This is a genomic window from Streptomyces sp. NPDC001100, from assembly GCF_053598575.1.
The window spans coordinates 31,332-48,422 of sequence record NZ_JBSFKO010000011.1; the positions used below are offsets into that span (position 1 = coordinate 31,332).

Consider the following 17,091-nt stretch of genomic DNA (forward strand, 5'->3'; position numbering starts at 1 on the left):
GCCCGGGGCGTGGCGCCGCGGCCGGGAGCCCTTCTTTCCTACTGCACGTCGGTGTACCACTGCGCGTCGAAGTACTACTCCACGTCGAAATAGTGGCCCGCTTCGAGGTCGGCCAGCAGGCCCACCTCCACCGGCTGCCACCCCGTCTGCTTCTGCGTGAGCGTGCTCGACGCCGGGCAGTCCAGCGAGGCGACGAGGCCCAGGAATCCGAAGTGCGCGACCGCTTCCTCGGGCGTCACGCTGCCCGTCGGGACGTCGAGACGGGCGGCGACGACCTCCGCGATCTCCCGGAGCGGCAGCCCCTCGTCGCCGACCGCGTGGTACTGCGCGCCCGCCGGGGCCGACTCCAGGGCCCACAGGTACAGGCGGGCCGCGTCCAGGCGATGCACGGCGGGCCACCGGTTGGTGCCGTCGCCGACGTACGCCGACAGTCCCTTCTGGCGAGCGACGGCGATCAGCCCCGCGACGAATCCCTTGTCGCCCTCGCCGTGCACGGACCGGGGCAGCCGGACGACGGACGACCGCACCCCGCGCTCCGCCAGCGCGACCGCCGCGATCTCGGAGGGCTGCCGTATCGCCGAGAAGGACTCCGGGTCGACCCTGTCCTCCTCCGTCGCCACCCGCCCCTTGTCGAGCGCGGGGGTGCCCGAGGTCACCACGAAGGGTTTGCCGGTACCCGCGAGCGCCTCGCCGATCGCCTCGATCGCCCGCAGGTCGGTGGCGCAGTTGGCGGCGAAGTCCGTGAAGTCGTGGATGAAGGCCAGATGGCAGACCCCGTCCGCCGCCTCGGCGCCGCGGCGCAGGCTGTCGAGGTCGTCGAGCGAACCCCGGTGCACGGCGGCGCCCGCGGCCGTCAGCGCCTCGGCGGACGCGTCGGAGCGGGCCAGACCGGTGACCGTGTGTCCTGCGTCGAGCAGTTCACGGACCACGGCGGAGCCGATGAATCCGGTCGCGCCGGTGACGAATACACGCATGCTGCGTTCCTTCGATGGGTGGGTGTCGAACTGGGTCGTGCTGTGCTTCCATCGTGGTCAGGACACCGACTCCGGGTCCAAAGCCTGTTTCGCATCACGCAATGCGGATGAGGCATCACAGCTGATGAGAAGTCCTTTCCGTGCGATGTCCGGTGCGTCGCGCAGTACGCTTGGGGCATGACGGACCTCACTTCCGCGCCTGATCTCGAACTGCGTCTCGTGCGGTACTTCATCGCCGTCGCCGAGCAGCGTCACTTCGGTCGCGCCGCCGAGGCGCTGCACATCACCCAGCCGTCCCTGAGCCGTCAAGTCCGGCGGCTGGAGGAGCAGTTGGGTGCCCGGCTGCTGGACCGCACCCCTCAGGGCACTCGGCTCACGGAGGCCGGGGAGGTCTTTCTGCCGCGCGCAAAGGGGCTGTTGCGTGCCACCGCCCAGGCCGCCGCCGAGACCCGCGCCGCCGCGGAACCCAGCCGTCTCACCGTCGGATACATGGCGAACCTGTTCGTGACCCCGGCGGTGCGCGAGGTACGGCGCCGGCACCCGGACGCCGACGTGCACGTCGTACATCTGGCCTACGACGACGTACGCGCCGCGCTGTTCGAGCGTCGGGTGGACGCGGTGGTGGCCCGACTGCCCTTCTCCACAGACGAGTTGGAGGTCACGATCCTCTACGACGAGCCGCGCGTCCTGCTCGTGCCGCTCGACCACCGGCTGGCCGGCAAGGAGTCCGTGACCGTGGACGACATCGCCGACGAACCCGTGCCGCAAGTCCCCGGCGCGGACCCGGCGTGGGCCGCCTTCTGGCGTATCGATCCCCGGCCCGACGGCCGGCCGGCGCCCGGGGGTCCAGTGATCCGGGCCCTGGAGGACAAGTTCGAGTTCGTCGCCGACGGACGGGCCGTGGCCATCGTGGCCGGCATCCGCCCCGGGCAGACGATCCGCCCCGACATCCTCGCGATCCCCCTGCACGGCGTCGAGCCGAGTCATGTCGCCCTCGCGACCCGGGCCGGCGAGCACAACCGGCTGCTGTCCGCGTTCCGGAAGGCGGCCCACGCACTCCTCAGGGCTCCGGCCGATTCCGGGGAACACCCTCACACGGCCCACTAGTTGGGGTCCCCGACGCTTGTCCGGCATGACCGCGGACAACATCGCACTGCGACCGGTGGACGAAGTCGGCCTGGTCGTCATGGAGCGCTTCCTCGGTGACCCGGAGGCCGCGTCGGAGTTCCAGTGGTACGGCTGGAGCGACGTCCGGCGCTGGCGGCGGCAGTGGTCCGAGGACCGCCTGCTCGGCGGTGACCGTTCCTGCCTGATGGCGATCCGGGGTGACGAGCCGGTGGGGTTCGTCGCCTGGCGGAAGGTCGCCCCGACCCCGACCTGCCACTACCGGAACATGGGCATCACCCTGCTGCCCGAGGCGCGCGGACAGGGTGTCGGGACCGAGGCGCAACGGCAGTTGGCGCGCTATCTGTTCGCGCACACCCTGGTGATGCGCGTCGAGGCGGACACGGAGTCGGAGAACATCGCCGAGCAACGCGCCCTGGAGAAGGCCGGGTTCACCCGGGAGGGCGTCCTGCGCAGCGTCGCCTACCGGGACGGGCGCTGGCGGGACGGGGTGCGGTACAGCGTCCTGCGCGGCGAACTCCCCTGATCCATCAAGGCGGTTCGAACGGCGGAGGCCCCACCGGTCGCCTGCCCGGTGGGGCCTTCCGTCCTGGCGCGGGTGCTCGTCTCAGCGGTCCGCCCCGGGGCGGAAACGCCGGTACAGGGCGGCGCCGCCCAGGACGAGGGCCGCGCTCGCGGCGGCGGCCGGGATCGTGTCGTCCGTACCCGTGTGGGCCAGTGAGGCCGCGGCGGCCGGCGGGGCGAGGTGCCCCCGGACCTCCGTGGCGGGTGCCGGGTGCGGCTTCGGTGGTGCCGGAGTCGGTGCCGGCGGCTCGGGTGACGGCCGCGCCGGGTGGTGGGGGTGGTCACCGGAGGTGTTCTCCGAGCGGTTGCCCACGACGGGATTGCCGACACCTACGACATTCACGGAATTTCCGGTGACATTCACCGGGAGATGGATCGGGAGCTGCACTCCGTTTCCGGTCAGCACACCGGGTGAATCCTTTGCACCGCCGTGCGCCGAGACCCCTCCGCGTGGCGCGGCGGGGCTCTTCGCGCCGTCGCCTTGATTGACGCAACTGTTGCCCGCGGCCGGATTGAGCAGCCCCACCACGTTCACGGTGTTCCCGCACACGTTCACCGGCACATGCACCGGAAGCTGGATCGTGTTGCCGGAGACCACTCCCGGCGAACCGGCCGCCGAGCCGTCCGCGGCGGAGTCGGCGAACGCCGGCAGCGCGGTGGCCATCGCACCGGACGCGGCGGCGACGACGATCATCCCGTTTCGGGTAACCCGTTTCATAGGCTCCCTGCCTTCCAGACTTGGTCGCGGGCAGTCACCCGCACCGAATAAAACGTGGGCGCACCATCCGAGTTATGGCTTATCGGCCTTTCACTCCATCGAGCGTCACGGTTATCGAACTACTCGCAACAACACCTCGCCAACACCCTCGACCAATCGGAAAACCATTAGTCGGAAAACCTCTTATGCCTATTGAAGGGGCGCAGAATACGGCACCGATCACCGTTCCGCTCGCCGGGAGGCGAGCCCCGTACGGCCCGCTTATCGTGATCGAGGGCGCCGGTCACAGCGCGTCCTTGGAGGCATTGATGCTGGCCAGGCTGTCATCGCGGCCCGCGTTCCGGCGCTGCGCGTTCACCGGGATCCTCACGCTGGCACTGCTCGGCGCGGGGCTGCCCACGCTCGCCACGGCCGACGTCGGGCCGCGGCCCGACCTGTCCCGGTTCTACCGGCAGAAGGTGAAGTGGGCCGCGTGCAAGGACGCGGACGCGCCCAAGGATCTGCAGTGCGGGAAGGTCACCGTCCCGCTCGACTACGCGAAGCCCGGCGCGGCGACACTCGATCTCGCGCTGGCCCGATATCGGGCGACCGGGAAGTCGAGGGGTTCGGTGCTGCTGAACTTCGGTGGTCCCGGCGGTGCGGGCGTCAGTGAACTCGCCTCGGACGGCAAGGAGTTCATGGATCTGACGAACGGCTACGACGTCGTCACCTTCGATCCGCGAGGTGTCGGCCAGTCCTCGCCCGTGAGTTGTGGTGCGGGCGCCGACCAGGGCTCGGCCGCGACGGACGAGGATCCGGCGAACCTCGACAGCAGCGATCCGAAGGTCGTCCTCAGGCAGCTGCGGAAGGCGGCGGCCGTCTGCGCCAAGTACTCCGGCCCGGTCCTGCCCCACATAGGCACGGTCAACGCCTCGCGGGACCTGGACGTGATGCGCCAGGCCCTCGGCGACAAGAAGCTCAACTACCTCGGCTTCTCCTACGGAACGCGGCTCGGCGCGGTCTACGCGGCCCAATTCCCCAAGAAGGTCGGCCGGTTGGTGCTCGACGGTGTCGACACCCTCACCGAGCCGCTGTCCGAGCAGGGCATGGCGGGCGCCGAGGGACAGCAGACCGCGCTGGAGGACTTCCTCAACTGGTGTGTGCAGGACATCGCCTGTCCGTTCGGCACGGACGCGCGGTCGGCGCCGGACCAGGTCGTGGGGCTCGTCGACTCGCTCGACCGGGATCCGGTGCAGACGGACTTCGGCGACACCTTCTCCGGCCAGGACCTGGTGGGTGCCATCGGCCAGGCGCTGTACAGCAAGCAGTTGTGGCCGACGCTGGAGCGCGCCATCGCCTCCCTGGTGGAGGACGGTGACACACGCGCCGTGATGGCGTTCTCGTCCGGCGGGTCCGGGCTGCCCGGCCTGCGGAGCGGCGGGGAGGAGTCGGGCGGCGGGCTCGTCGACGCGCAGAACGTCCCCCTCGACAACCTTCCGGCCGCGCTGATGGCCATCAACTGCGCCGACGACCCCGACCGCCCCACCGCCGAGCGGATCACCAAGGACCTGGCCGGGCTGCGCGCCGAGTACCAGACCGCGTCACCGGTCTTCGGCCGCTACCGGCTCACCGAGGTGCTGATGTGCTATGGCCGCCCCAAGGGCACCGACTACATCCGCGACGACGTCAAGAACGTGGACACGTCGAAGATGCTGCTCATCGGCACCCGGGGCGACCCGGCCACGCCGTACCGCTGGACCGTGGAGACGGCGCACAGGCTCGGCTCCTCGGCCGTGGTGCTCGACAACAAGGGTGAGGGCCACACCGGTTACGCGTCGTCCAAGTGCGTGCACACCAAGGTCAACGACTTCCTGCTGTACGGCTCGCTGCCCCCGAGCGGGAGTTCCTGCCAGCCGGACACCCCGGCCTCAGGCGAGTGAGATCTCGGGCTTGTAGAGGTCGAGCCAGAGCGCCAGGTCGAGGGCACGTTCCAGGCCGCGCCGGCCCGCCTGGGTGCTGATCGGGGCGTCACTGTGGGCGACCCGGCGGAGCCGCTCGCGGTCCACGAGGTCGAAGACCGGGTGGGAGGGGCGGGCGAGCAGGTCCTTGGCGTGGTCCTGGAGGGCGACCGCGTACTTGGGGTCCTGGGTGGACGGGTAGGGGCTCTTGACCCGGTCGTACACGGACTTCGGGAGGACGTCCGCGGTGGCCTCCCTGAGCAGGGTCTTCTCCCGGCCGTCGTAGGACTTGAGGGACCAGGGCGTGTTGTAGACGTACTCGACGAGCCGGTGGTCGCAGAACGGCACCCGGACCTCCAGGCCGACGGCCATGCTCGCGCGGTCCTTGCGGTCCAGCAGGATGCGGACGAAGCGGGTGAGGTGGAGGTGGCAGATGCGCCGCATGCCGTACTCGAAGTCACTTTCGCCGTCGAGCCGTTGGACGCCGGCGACGGCGGTGCGGTAGCCGTCGGCGATGTACGAGGGCGTGTCCAGTGCCTCGGTGAGGTCCGTACGCAGTACGTCGGTGTCGTCCCCGAAGTCCCGGCCGAAGCGCACCAGCCAGGGGAAGGTGGCGGCGCGCCGGGCCTCCTCGTCGAAGAACTGCTGGTAGCCGCCGAACACCTCGTCGGCGGACTCGCCGGACAGGGCGACGGTGGACTGGTCGCGAATGGCGCGGAACAACAGGTACAGCGAGGAGTCCATGTCGCCGAAGCCCGTGGGGAGATCGCGGGCCCGGATCATCTTCGCCCGGACATCGAGATCGGCCAGGGCGTGCGCGTCGAGCACGATGTCCTGGTGGTCGGTGCCCGAGGCGCGGGCCACGTCGTGGACGTACGGCGTGTCGGGGGTGCCGCGGAGCTGGTCGGCGACGAAGTTCTCGCTCTGGCCGACGAAGTCGACGGCGAAACTGCGCACCTTCTCGCCGTGCTCGCCGAGTTGGCGGGCGGCGATGGCGGTCATGGCGGAGGAGTCGAGACCCCCGGAGAGCAGGGTGCAGCGGGGCACGTCGGCGACGAGCTGGCGGCGCACGATGTCGTCGAGGAGGGTGCGGACGGTGGCAACGGTCGTCTCGCGGTCGTCGGTGTGCGGGCGGGTCTCCAACTGCCAGTAGGTACGGCGGCGCGGGCCCGCGCGGTCGACGGTGACGACGGTGCCGGGTTCGACCTCGAACATGCCGTCCCAGATGGCGTGTCGAGGTGTCTTGATCATGGTGAAGAGTTCCCGCAGGCCGTCCAGAGTGACCCTGGCGGGGGCCAGCGGGTTGGCGAGGATCGCCTTGGGTTCGGAGCCGAAGAGGACGCCGTCGGAGGTGGGGTGGTAGTAGAAGGGCTTGATGCCCATGCGGTCCCGGATCATGACGAGTTGATCGCGGCGGCCGTCCCAGATCGCGAAGGCGTACATGCCGTTGAGGCGTTCGGCGACGGCGTCGCCCCATTCGAGATAGCCGCGCAGGACGACCTCGGTGTCGGAGTCGGTGGTGAACCGGTGGCCGCGGTCGGCCAGTTGGCGGCGCAGTTCGGTGAAGTTGTAGGTCTCCCCCGAGTAGACGAGGGCGACCGTGCCGTCCGCCGTGTCGGCGCTCATCGGCTGGTGCCCGCCGGGCAGGTCGATGATCGCGAGCCGGCGATGTCCGAGCGCGGCGGGGCCCTGTATCCAGACGCCGCGGTCGTCCGGGCCGCGGCAGGACATCGTCTCGGTCATTGCATCCAATGTCGCGCCCTCGGTCCGCAGATCGCGGTCGAAGGAGACCCATCCGGTGATGCCACACATGCGCTACCTCCTGCGTCCGGTCGGTCGGCCAACCTCGTTCCACCTGGAACTTTCCTCAGGTGGAGGTTGCCTGAACGAACCAGTTGTATCTAGCACCTACAGATCGAGAGTGAGTCACCGCAGCGAGGTCGGTCAACATGTCCGTAACCTGAACGGCCGCGCCGACCCACCGCTTTCGGCCGTGCTTTGCGTCCGCGAGATCCGCCGACCGGCGTCCCACCGGGCGGTGCTCGTCAGGAACCGGCCATGGGCAAAGAGTTCACCAACATCCCCGGTTGGCCCGGCAGTTCAGAACTCCACCGGGTCCCGCACGATCGGGCAGGTCATGCAGTGCCCGCCACCCCGGCCGCGCCCCAACTCGGCGCCGACGATCGTGATGACCTCGACGCCGGCCTTGCGCAGCAGCGTGTTGGTCTGGGTGTTGCGGTCGTAGGTGAAGACCACGCCCGGCTCCAGCGCGACCGCGTTGTTGCCGCTGTCCCACTGCTGGCGTTCGGAGGCGTAGACGTCGCCGCCCGTCTCCACGACCCTCAGCTCGGGCAGTCCGAGCGCCTTGGCGACGACGTCGGTGAACGGGGTCGGGCCCTCGTCGACGATGTCGATGCCGGGGCCCTTGTCGCCGGGGCGCAGGGAGAAGGTGTGGACGGCGTCCATGATCGCCGGGTACAGGGTCACCAGGTCGCGGTCGGCGAAGGTGAAGACGGTGTCGAGATGCATCGCGGAACGCAGCTTCGGCAGACCGGCCACGACGACGTGTTCGGCGGCGCCCAGGTCGAAGAGCGCCTTGGCGACCTGGGTGATGGCCTGGCGCGAGGTGCGCTCACTCATGCCCATGAGAACCACGCCATTGCCTACGGGCATGATGTCGCCGCCCTCGAACGTGGCCTGCCCCCAGTCGAGTTCGGGGTCGCCCCACCAGACGAGGGAGCCCGCGAAGTCCGGGTGGAAGGTGTAGATCGCCTTCATCAGCAGGGTCTCGTCGTGCCGGGCGGGCCAGTAGAGCGGGTTGAGGGTGAGGCCGCCGTAGAGCCAGCAGGTCGTGTCGCGGGTGTAGAGGGTGTTGGGCAGCGGTGGCATCAGGTACTCGCGGACGCCGGTGGACTCGCGGGCCAGGGCGACGTAGTCGGAGCGGTAGTCGTCCGGGAGGTCGGTGGTGGCGAGGCCGCCGATCAAGTACTTGGCCAGTTCGGCCGGTTCGAGGCTCTCCAGGTAGGCGCGGGTCGCGTCGATGAGGCCCAGGCCGACCTCGTTGGCGACGATCTTCCGGTCCAGGAGCCAGTCCTTGGCGGCGGGAATCGTCATGGTCTGGGCGAGCAGTTCGTGCAACTCGACGACGTCGACGCCGCGTTCGCGGAGTTTGTTGACGAAGTCCGCGTGGTCGCGCTGGGCGTTCTCGACCCACATCACGTCGTCGAAGAGCAGGTCGTCCGAGTTGGTCGGGGTGAGCCTGCGATGGGCCAGGCCAGGTGCGCAGACCAGCACCTTGCGCAGTCGGCCGACCTCGGAGTGGACGCCGTACTCATGTCGGTCCACGGTGTCTGGGTTGGTCACGGTGCACACACCTTTCCGGAGGTCACAGGCGGGTCAGAGACTGATCCGGCCCGCCGCCAGGGCGACGACGCCGACGACGGCGCCCGCGACCGAGACGGCGAGGATCACCAGTTCGCGGGCCGCGAAGGGCGAACGCCCCTGTTCCCTGCGGGCCTTGACGAACAGGAAGGTGGCGGGCGCGTAGATGATGAACGAGACGAGGAGGTACTTGAAGCCGGCCGCGTAGATGAGGAACGCGGTGTAGACGGTGGCGAGCACGGCGACCGTCAACTCGCGTTGCCCTGAGCGGGTTTGCGCGAGGGCGATCCGTACGGCGAATCCCGCCGCCAGCAGGAACGGGATCAGTGTCAGCGAACTGGTCAGGTCCAGAGCGAAGTTGAAGGCGTCGTCGGAGAAGTAGGTGACGACCAGGACGACTTGGCTCAGCAGGGTGGTCATGACCAGGGCGGGCACGGGCACGTCGGCCGGCGTGGACTTCTTCAGGAAGCGCGGCATGTCGTCGTCCTTGGCGGCGACGAACAGCACCTCGGCGGCCATCAGCGTCCAGGCGAGATAGGCGCCCAGCACGGAGACGATCAGTCCGACACTGACGAAGACCTTCCCCCAGGTGCCCACCGCGTGTTCCAGCACGCCCGCCATGGACGGCTGCCGCAGTTCGGCGATCTCGCCCATCGGCATCACGCCGTACGACACGATCGTGACGGACGCGAAGACGGCGAAGACGCTGAGGAAGCCGAGGACGGTGGCGCGGCCGACGTCCTCGCGGCGGCGGGCGTGCCGGGAGTACACGCTCGCGCCCTCGACGCCCAGGAACACGAAGACGGTGGCCAGCATGGTGCCCTTGACCTGCTGGAACAGGGAGCCGGCATAGTCGGCGCCGCCGAAGTTCTCCGCGAAGACATGGGGTTTGAGGTAGAAGAGCGCGAGGACCACGAAGACGAGGATCGGTACGACCTTGGCGACGGTGACGATCCGGTTGATGGCCGCCGCCTCCTTCACCCCGCGGCTGATGAGCAGGAAGAAGAGCCACAGTCCGGCCGAGGAGAGGACCACCGCGAGGACGGTGTCGCCTTCACCGAGGGAGGGGGCGATGGTGCCGATCGTCGACATGATCAGCACCCAGTACGTCACGTTGCCGACGCAGGCGCTGGCCCAGTAGCCGAACGCGGCGAAGAAGCCGAGGTATTCGCCGAAACCGGCCTTCGCGTAGGCGTAGACACCGGCGTCGAGGTCGGGTCTGCGGACGGCGAGGGTCTGGAAGACGAAGGCCAGCATCAGCATCCCGGTACCGGCGACGGCCCAGGCGATCAGGGCGCCGGCCACGCCCGTCTCCTGCGCGAACCTGCGCGGGAGCGAGAACACCCCGGCCCCGACCATGGAGCCGACCACCATGGTGGTCAGCGTCGGCAGGCTCAGCTTGGCGGCCGTGGTCCGGGAGTCGGTGGTGGCGGCTTGCGTCACTCGTGGGACGTTAGCAACCATTTGCCCCAATTGCCTGGCAGGCTTCCCCCATATGCCCCATCCGTCAATCGGCCCTATCGTGCTGTTATGGAGCACGCACTGAGTCCCGCCACCCTGACCGAACTGCGGCGCCCGCGCCCCTACCCCGCGGTCTCCGTGCTCACGCCGACACATCGTCGCGAGCCCGACAACGCCCAGGATCCGGTCCGGCTGCGCAATGTGCTGGCCGAGGCCAAGAAGCAGCTGGAGGCCGATCCCGCGGTCCCCCGGGACCGGCGCATCGACGTGGTCCGCCAGCTCGACCAGGCCCTCGCCGAGATCGATCTCGCGCACGCCGAGGACGGTCTGGTGATCTTCGCCGCGCCGGGCGAGCACCAGGTGTGGTCCCTCGCCAGGTCCGTGCCCGAACGTGTGGTGCTCTCCGACACGTTCCTCACCCGCAATCTCGTCTCCGCGCAGGCCTCCGAGCGGCCGTTCTGGGTGCTCTCCGTCTCCGCCGACCGCGTCACGCTGTGGAACGGCGGGGTCGACCGGGTCACCGAGGACCACACCGGCGGCTTCCCGCTGACCCGCGACCACCGGGACAACTTCGACGCCGAGCGCCAGGAGCGCATCGGCGACATCCCTAGCACCTTCCGCGACGAGGACACCCGGCACTTCCTGCGCGAGGCCGACACCGCGATGGGCCGGATCCTGCGCGAGCACCGGCGCCCGCTCTACATCACCGGCGACCAGGCGGCCCTGTCCGCACTGGACGAGGTCGGCAGCGCCACCAAGGGCGCGGTCCACATCCCCCACGGCGGTCTCGCACACGGCACACCCGACGCGGTGTGGCAGGCCGTACGGCCGCTCGTCGACGCGGAGGCGCGCAAGAGCACGGTCACGGTGACCCGGGAGCTCGAATCGGCGCGCGGCCGCAAGGAGTTCGCGGCCGGCGTCGACGAGGTCTGGCAGAACGCCCGCGAGGGCCGGGTCCGGCTGCTGGCCGTCGAGGAGAACTACCGCGTCACGGTCCGCGACGACCACGGCGACCACCTGGTCCCGGCCGACAGCGGCGACCTCGACGCCCGCGAGGACATAGTGGACGAGATCGTCGAACAGTGCCTGGAGACGGGTGCCGAGGTCCGCTTCGTCCCCGACGGCAGCCTGACCGACGCGGACGGCATCGCGGGCGTACTGCGGTACTGAACCCACCGCGCTGCCGGTCCCCGCGCATTCCGGAGGCCGCCTCCCCTACGGGCGTACGCTACGGCGTGATCGTCGACGTAGAGGGAGAGCACACGTGGGTGACCTGCTGGGCGTGGCCGTGCTGGGTGCGGGACACATGGGAGCCGACCACATACGACGCCTCGACCAGGTGGTGAGCGGTGCCAGGGTGGCCGCGGTGGCCGACCCGGACATCGAGCGCGCCAAGGAGGCGGCGGCGGGTCTGGACGCGGTCGCGGTGCACGAGGACGGGGTGGCCGCGCTGGACGCCCCCGGGGTCGAGGCGGTGCTCGTCGCCTCGCCGGGTCCCGCGCACGAGGAGGCGCTGCTCGCGGCCTTCGCACGCGGACTGCCGGTGCTGTGCGAGAAACCCATGGTGCCCGACGCCACAGGGGCGCTCCGGGTGGTGGAGGCGGAGGCACGGCTCGGGCGGCGGCTGGCGCAGATCGGGTTCATGCGGCGCTACGACGCGGAGTACCAGCGCCTCAAGTCCCTCCTGGACAGCGGGCAGTTGGGGCGTCCGCTGATGCTGCACTGCACGCACCGCAATGTGTCGTCGCCGCCCTACTTCACCTCCGCGATGCTCATCGACAGCTCGGTCTCGCACGAGATCGACGCGGCCCGCTGGCTGCTCGGGCAGGAACTCACGGCGGTGACGGTGCTCAGCCCGCGCTCGTCGGCGAGCGCCCCGGAGGGGCTGGTCGACCCGCAGCTCGTGCTCTTCGAGACCGAGGGCGGCGCTCTGGTCGACGTCGAGGTCTTCGTCAACTCCGGCTTCGGCTACCAGGTGCGCTGCGAGGCCGTGTGCGAGGCGGGCAGTGCCCGGATCGGCGAGGACCACACGATGGTCGTCACCACGCACGGCAGCGCGCACGAGGACGTGCCGCTCGACTACCTCGTCCGCTTCGCCGATGCCTACGACCGCGAGGTGCAGTCCTGGGTCGACGCCACCCGGCAGGGCCGCGTCACCGGCCCGAGCGTCTGGGACGGCTACGCGTCCTCCGTGGTCGCCGAGGCCGGGGTCCGGGCGCTGGAGAGCGGCGGCCGGGTGGCCGTGGAGCTCGCCCCGCGCCCGGACCTGTACGCCGACGTCAGCCGCTGATGCTGGCCGCGCCCGACTCCAGGTGTCCGGTGAACCGGCGCAACCAGGTCGCGTCGGAGTCGACGGTCACCGTGAAGTCGTACCAACCGCCTTGGTACGCCACGGCGTTGAAGAAGTCCTCCGTCGACGCGCCCGCTGCGACCGTGTAGGTCCACGGCCCGTCCGTGCGGTAGTGGTTGGAGGCGATCGTGAACTTCACTGTCGCGGAGCCCGAGTTGGTCATCCTGAAGTAGATCGCGAGCTTGCCGGTACCCGACTCGACCGCGTAACGGGTGCTCACCTCAACGGACTTGCCCGCCTTCGTGGCGTCGCCCTGGAAGCGGCGCAGGAAGCGGTTGGGCCCGACCATGGAGAGGTCGTACTTGCCGCTGCCGTAGCCCGTACCGATGTTGAAGAAGTCGGAGGCGGTGCCACCGGGGTCGATCGTGTACTGCCAGGGCGTGGTGTCGCGGTAGGCGTTGGGGTGGATGGACAGATGGGCGGCGCTCTTGGCGGCGCCGCCCTGGTTGGCCATGGCGAACCAGGCGAGGATCTTGCCGCTCGACCCGAACTCCAGGTGATCCAGGTACCCGTTGGGCTGGTACGGCAGCGCGCGGGCGGGCCGGGTGCCGGTCTCCTGCGTCGGCAGGGCGTTGTCCGTCGGCACCGGGTTGGGCAGCGGGCCGCAGGTGGAGATGCCGATGACGCTGGTCGCGGGAAGCGCGACGGAACCGTAGACCGGGTTCGCGAAGTCGAAGACGCCGGTCAGGTCGCCGCTGACCTTGCGGCGCCAGGTGCTGATGTTGGAGCAGGTGGCCGGCTTGCCGAGGGCCGTGGTCCACGTCTCCAGGAAGCGCAGGACCGAGGTGTGCTCGAAGACCTCGGAGGAGACCCAACCGCCGCGTGTCCAGGGAGAGATGACGATCATCGGAACGCGGAAACCGAAGCCGTACGGGACGCCGTTGAGGAACTCGCCGTCGGTGCCGGCGGGCGGGACGGGTGGCGGGACGTGGTCGAAGTAGCCGTCGTTCTCGTCGTAGTTGAGGAACAGGACGGTCGAGTCGAAGACGTCCGGGTCGGCGGCGAGGGCCTGGTAGACGAGGCCGATGAAGTGGGCGCCGTCGCCGGGCGGGGCGTAGGGGTGCTCGGAGAAGCCCTGGTTGGGGACGACCCAGGAGACCTGCGGGAGGGTGCCCGCGAGGACGTCGGCCTTGATGGCAGCGGCGATGTCGTCGGGGGTCGAGCCGGTGGTGGCCGGGACGGAGGCCATGCCTCGGTCGTAAAGCGGGCTGCCCGCCTTGGAGTTGGCGAAGTTCTTGAAGTAGGCGCAGCCGTTGTCGCCGAAGTTGTCGGCCGCGTTCTGGTAGACCTTCCAGGTCACTCCGGCGTTCTGCAGCGCCTCGGCGTAGGTCCCCCAGGTCAGGCCGGACTCGTCACCGCCGTCGTAGCTGGCGGAGTCGACCTTGCCGCTCCACAGATAGGTGCGGTTGGGGCCGGTCGCGCTGAGGGTGGAGCAGAAGTACGCGTCGCACACGGTGTAGTTGTCGGCGAGCGCGTAGTGGAAGGGGATGTCTGCGCGGTCGAGGTAGCCGAGCGAGCGGACATTGCCCACGCCCGAGACCCAGTTGTCGAGGCGGCCCTTGTTCCACGCGGAGTGCTGCGAGGACCAGGAGTGCGGCAGGTCGCCGTTGCACTGCGCGAGAGTCTCGCCGTCCTTGCCGCCCGCGGCCGGGGTGGCGCTCAGCTTCCACGGGTACTGACGGCCACCGCCATTGGGCTGGTTGAAGACCGGGTAGCCGCCGCCGAGGGTGATGCCGCTGCGGTCGTCGAAGCCGCGGACGCCCTTGAGGCGCCCGAAGTAGTGGTCGAAGCTGCGGTTCTCCTGCATGAGGATCACCACGTGTTTCACGTCCGAGATCGTGCCGGTCGCGGCCTGCTGGGCCGCGATCGCGGGTCGTACTCCGGTGCCCGTCACCATGCCCGCCGCCACGGTGGCACCGAGCCCCACGAAGCCTCTTCGGCTGATCGGTGTCATGCGCTCCACCCTCGTCACAGGCGTGCCCGAGCGGCACACCGCGCGCAAGGGTGCACGGGGTGATCGCCAAGGTCCATACCTGAACGGTGAGATGGAGGTGAACAAAAGTCAAAGTCGCTGCCCTGACGCCGAGTTCGCCGAAACCTGACGTCGAATGCGCCTCAGACGCTTCCGAACAGCGCGCTGAGCCCCCGCTCGACGACCGCGTCCATGTCCTCGTTCCCGGTGGCCACCACGTCGTACGTCCGCAGCAGGAAGCGGCGCAGCGCCGGGGTGTGGAAATGGAGCAGGGCGAGCCCGAACGGCGAGTGGAACTCCAGCACCGTACGGGTCAGGCCGCACGGCCACAGGTGCACGTCCCCGCTCCCGGCCGGCCGTCGCAGCCCCTCCTCCAGCAGCGTCCGGGCGAAGGTCCAGGTGACACCCTCGCCGTCGAGGGACACCTCGGGCGGGAAGTCGAGGTGCACCGCCAGCGGGTCCGAGGCGAGGTAGCGAAGCGTGGCCGACACGGGAATCTCGGTGTCGTCCGCCGTGATCAGCCTTGCTCGGGTGGGCTGTTCGAGGGTGATGTCCATGCTCGGTCTCCGCTACGGGTGAGAGGTCGGCCGGATTGCCGTGTGCCTGTACGACCTCGCAGGTGCCGTTTGCATTACGCGGAACCCCGAACGAGTTAGTGTGACGTGCATCACACTGCTGGAATATCGCCCCCTCCGGGGCTCGTGTCCCCGCCGTCGAGTGCGGCGGCACGCAGAGCGGCCGCCACCCGGGTGACCGCCTCCGCGGGTGCCCCCGGAAGCCGGGCCAGCAACAGCCGCCGCTGTTCCTGGGGCCCGCCGCGTACCGGCAGGACGCGTACACCGGGCGGGACGGCCGCAGCGAGGGAGGCGGACACGGTCGTCAACCCGCAGCCCGCCGCGACGAGTTGGAGTTTGGCCAGCCAGTCGCGGGCGGTGTGGGCGATCTCGGGGCGTTCGTCGAGACCGGGCCACACACCCATGAGGCGGTCCTCGCCGGAGGAGGAACCGGCGATCCAGCGCCGGCCGCGCAGGTCGGCCACGTCGACGAAGTCGGCGCGGGCCAGCGGATGGGTGGCGGGCACCGCGAGGTACAGCGGGCGCTCGACGAGGGTGTGCAGCACCAGCGGGGGCGATTCCGCGTCAGGCGGACGGAACGGCGGCGCCGACGCCAGCAGGGCCAGGTCGAGGCTGCCGGCCCGCAGGGCGCGTACCAGTGCCGGTGTGCCGCCCTCCCGGCTGACGACGTTCAGGTCCGGGTCGCTGCGGCGCAGGGCGAGCAGGGCGCGGGGCAGCAGGACCGCTCCGGCGCTGGGCAGCCAGCCCAGGCGGACCGTCGCGGCCTCGGTGGGCAGCCCGGAGAGTTCGCGGGCGGTGGCGTCGATCTCGTCGAGTACGACCGTCGCCCTGCGCATGACGACGCGGCCGGCCGGGGTCAGCCGTACGCCGTCGCGGCGCCGTTCCAGGAGTTCCGCGCCCGCGGCCCGCTCGATCGCGGCGATCTGCCGGGACACCGCCGACTGGGTGTAGCCCAGCGACACGGCGGCGGCCGTGAAGGTCCCCTGTTCGGCGACCGCGCGGAAGACGCGCAGAGCGGTGAGTGACACATCCGTGAATTCCATGATGATTACGCATACTAGCGGTGCGTAATTCTCGTTGGACGCATGGATGGGGTCGTTCCTACCGTGGAGGCATGAACGCTTCACGCATCGCCCTCGTCACGGGCGCCAACCAGGGACTCGGCCGCGCCCTCGTCGAGGGGCTGGCGGCCCGTATGGGTCCCGACGACACTGTTCTGCTCACCGGCCGCGACGAGCGGCGGGTCACCGACGCGGCCCGTGAGGTGGCCGGCCTGCCCGGCACGCGCAGCCGGGTGGAGGGCCGGGTCCTCGACGTCACCGACACGGACGCCATCGCCCACCTCGCCGACGAACTCCGGCAACGCCACGGCGGCGTCGACATCGTGATCTCCAACGCCGTGACCCGCATGCTTCCCGGGGAGTCGCAGTCCGAGCGTGCCGACGAGTTCATCGACGTCTCCAACACCGCCACCCACGCGATGCTGCGCTCCTTCGGGCCGATCCTGCGCCCGGGCGGCCGGTTCCTCGTCGTGGCCAGCAGCCTCGGCACCCTCGGCCATCTCGACCCCGCGCTGCACGAGCTGTTCGACGGCGCGAGCCTGGACCAGGTCGAATACGCCGTCGAGTCCTGGCGCAGTGCCGTCCACCACCGGACCACCGCCGAGGCGGGCTGGCCGCTCTGGCTGAACGTGCCCTCGAAGGTGGCCCAGGTCGCCGCCGTCCGCGCGGTCGCCGCGGAGCGCCGTGAGGAAGACCTCGCGTCGGACACCCTGATCGCCTCGGTGTGCCCCGGCATGGTCGACACGGCCACCTCCCGCCCCTGGTTCGACGACTTCAGCCAGGCCAAGTCACCGGCCGAGGCCGCGGTCGCCGTGCTCGACCTCGTCTTCGCCGAGCACGTCGATCCCGGGCTCTACGGCGAACTGGTCCGCTTCGGCGCCGCTCTGGACTGGCACTCCGGCAAACCGCTGGTCGAGCAGGACCCGAAGCTCACCCCCTGACTGTCCCGCCAACTCCTGCGCCTGCGCGACGA

General features: G+C 70.0%; 14 protein-coding genes. 6 read left to right on the plus strand and 8 right to left on the minus strand.

Annotated elements, in window-relative coordinates:
* Window positions 1-74 precede the first annotated feature (74 nt).
* Entirely contained in the window at window positions 75-974 is a 900-nt protein-coding gene (locus tag ACWDEW_RS17675; protein WP_450513844.1) for an SDR family oxidoreductase, read from the minus strand.
* Window positions 975-1,151: 177 nt separating this feature from the next.
* On the opposite strand from ACWDEW_RS17675, the gene ACWDEW_RS17680 reads away from it, so the two are divergent.
* Entirely contained in the window at window positions 1,152-2,081 is a 930-nt protein-coding gene (locus ACWDEW_RS17680) for a LysR family transcriptional regulator (protein ID WP_450513846.1), read from the plus strand.
* A 25-nt stretch (window positions 2,082-2,106) separates the two neighbouring features.
* Window positions 2,107-2,625 carry a GNAT family N-acetyltransferase gene (locus ACWDEW_RS17685; RefSeq protein WP_450513848.1) on the plus strand — a complete coding sequence of 173 codons (519 nt, stop codon included), beginning with the start codon at window positions 2,107-2,109 and terminating at the stop codon, window positions 2,623-2,625.
* A gap of 81 nt (window positions 2,626-2,706) precedes the next feature.
* Here the strand turns inward: ACWDEW_RS17685 and ACWDEW_RS17690 are convergent, their stop codons facing one another.
* Window positions 2,707-3,357: a chaplin gene (locus ACWDEW_RS17690; protein WP_450513850.1), complete on the minus strand. Its 651-nt coding sequence runs from the start codon at window positions 3,355-3,357 to the stop codon at window positions 2,707-2,709.
* 332 nt (window positions 3,358-3,689) lie between these two features.
* Between ACWDEW_RS17690 and ACWDEW_RS17695 the strand changes: the two genes are divergently transcribed.
* The gene (locus ACWDEW_RS17695) at window positions 3,690-5,300 is read left to right on the plus strand and encodes an alpha/beta hydrolase (protein ID WP_450513852.1); all 1,611 of its coding nucleotides are present in this window, start codon (window positions 3,690-3,692) and stop codon (window positions 5,298-5,300) included.
* Here ACWDEW_RS17695 and asnB read toward each other — a convergent pair.
* The 3 genes from asnB to ACWDEW_RS17710 all read right to left on the minus strand — a co-directional run bounded on the left by asnB (window position 5,289) and on the right by ACWDEW_RS17710 (window position 10,142).
* Window positions 5,289-7,130 carry an asparagine synthase (glutamine-hydrolyzing) gene (gene asnB, locus ACWDEW_RS17700; protein ID WP_450513854.1) on the minus strand — a complete coding sequence of 614 codons (1,842 nt, stop codon included), beginning with the start codon at window positions 7,128-7,130 and terminating at the stop codon, window positions 5,289-5,291. The two genes, ACWDEW_RS17695 and asnB, sit on opposite strands and share 12 nt — an antisense overlap.
* 288 nt (window positions 7,131-7,418) lie before the next feature.
* Window positions 7,419-8,681 carry an arginine deiminase gene (locus ACWDEW_RS17705; protein ID WP_450513856.1) on the minus strand — a complete coding sequence of 421 codons (1,263 nt, stop codon included), beginning with the start codon at window positions 8,679-8,681 and terminating at the stop codon, window positions 7,419-7,421.
* Between the two features lie 33 nt (window positions 8,682-8,714).
* Window positions 8,715-10,142 (minus strand): basic amino acid/polyamine antiporter, encoded by a 1,428-nt coding sequence (locus tag ACWDEW_RS17710; protein WP_450513858.1) that lies wholly within the window; start codon window positions 10,140-10,142, stop codon window positions 8,715-8,717.
* Window positions 10,143-10,229: 87 nt separating this feature from the next.
* Between ACWDEW_RS17710 and ACWDEW_RS17715 the strand changes: the two genes are divergently transcribed.
* Complete coding sequence (locus ACWDEW_RS17715) at window positions 10,230-11,330, plus strand: baeRF3 domain-containing protein (protein ID WP_450513860.1); 1,101 nt, start codon at window positions 10,230-10,232, stop codon at window positions 11,328-11,330.
* Window positions 11,331-11,424: 94 nt separating this feature from the next.
* A complete protein-coding gene (locus ACWDEW_RS17720; protein WP_450513862.1) occupies window positions 11,425-12,450 on the plus strand; it encodes a Gfo/Idh/MocA family protein in 1,026 nt (341 codons plus the stop codon).
* On the opposite strand, the gene ACWDEW_RS17725 is transcribed toward ACWDEW_RS17720, so the two are convergent.
* From ACWDEW_RS17725 to ACWDEW_RS17735, 3 genes are all read right to left on the minus strand, one after another.
* Complete coding sequence (locus tag ACWDEW_RS17725) at window positions 12,440-14,464, minus strand: phosphocholine-specific phospholipase C (RefSeq protein WP_450513864.1); 2,025 nt, start codon at window positions 14,462-14,464, stop codon at window positions 12,440-12,442. The two genes, ACWDEW_RS17720 and ACWDEW_RS17725, sit on opposite strands and share 11 nt — an antisense overlap.
* A gap of 161 nt (window positions 14,465-14,625) precedes the next feature.
* Entirely contained in the window at window positions 14,626-15,039 is a 414-nt protein-coding gene (locus tag ACWDEW_RS17730) for an SsgA family sporulation/cell division regulator (protein ID WP_450513865.1), read from the minus strand.
* Between the two features lie 110 nt (window positions 15,040-15,149).
* Entirely contained in the window at window positions 15,150-16,100 is a 951-nt protein-coding gene (locus ACWDEW_RS17735) for a LysR family transcriptional regulator (protein WP_450513867.1), read from the minus strand.
* A gap of 71 nt (window positions 16,101-16,171) precedes the next feature.
* Here ACWDEW_RS17735 and ACWDEW_RS17740 point away from each other — a divergent pair, with 71 nt between their 5' ends.
* On the plus strand, window positions 16,172-17,059 hold the full coding sequence (locus tag ACWDEW_RS17740) for an SDR family NAD(P)-dependent oxidoreductase (protein ID WP_450513869.1): 888 nt from the start codon (window positions 16,172-16,174) through the stop codon (window positions 17,057-17,059).
* Window positions 17,060-17,091: the final 32 nt, after the last annotated feature.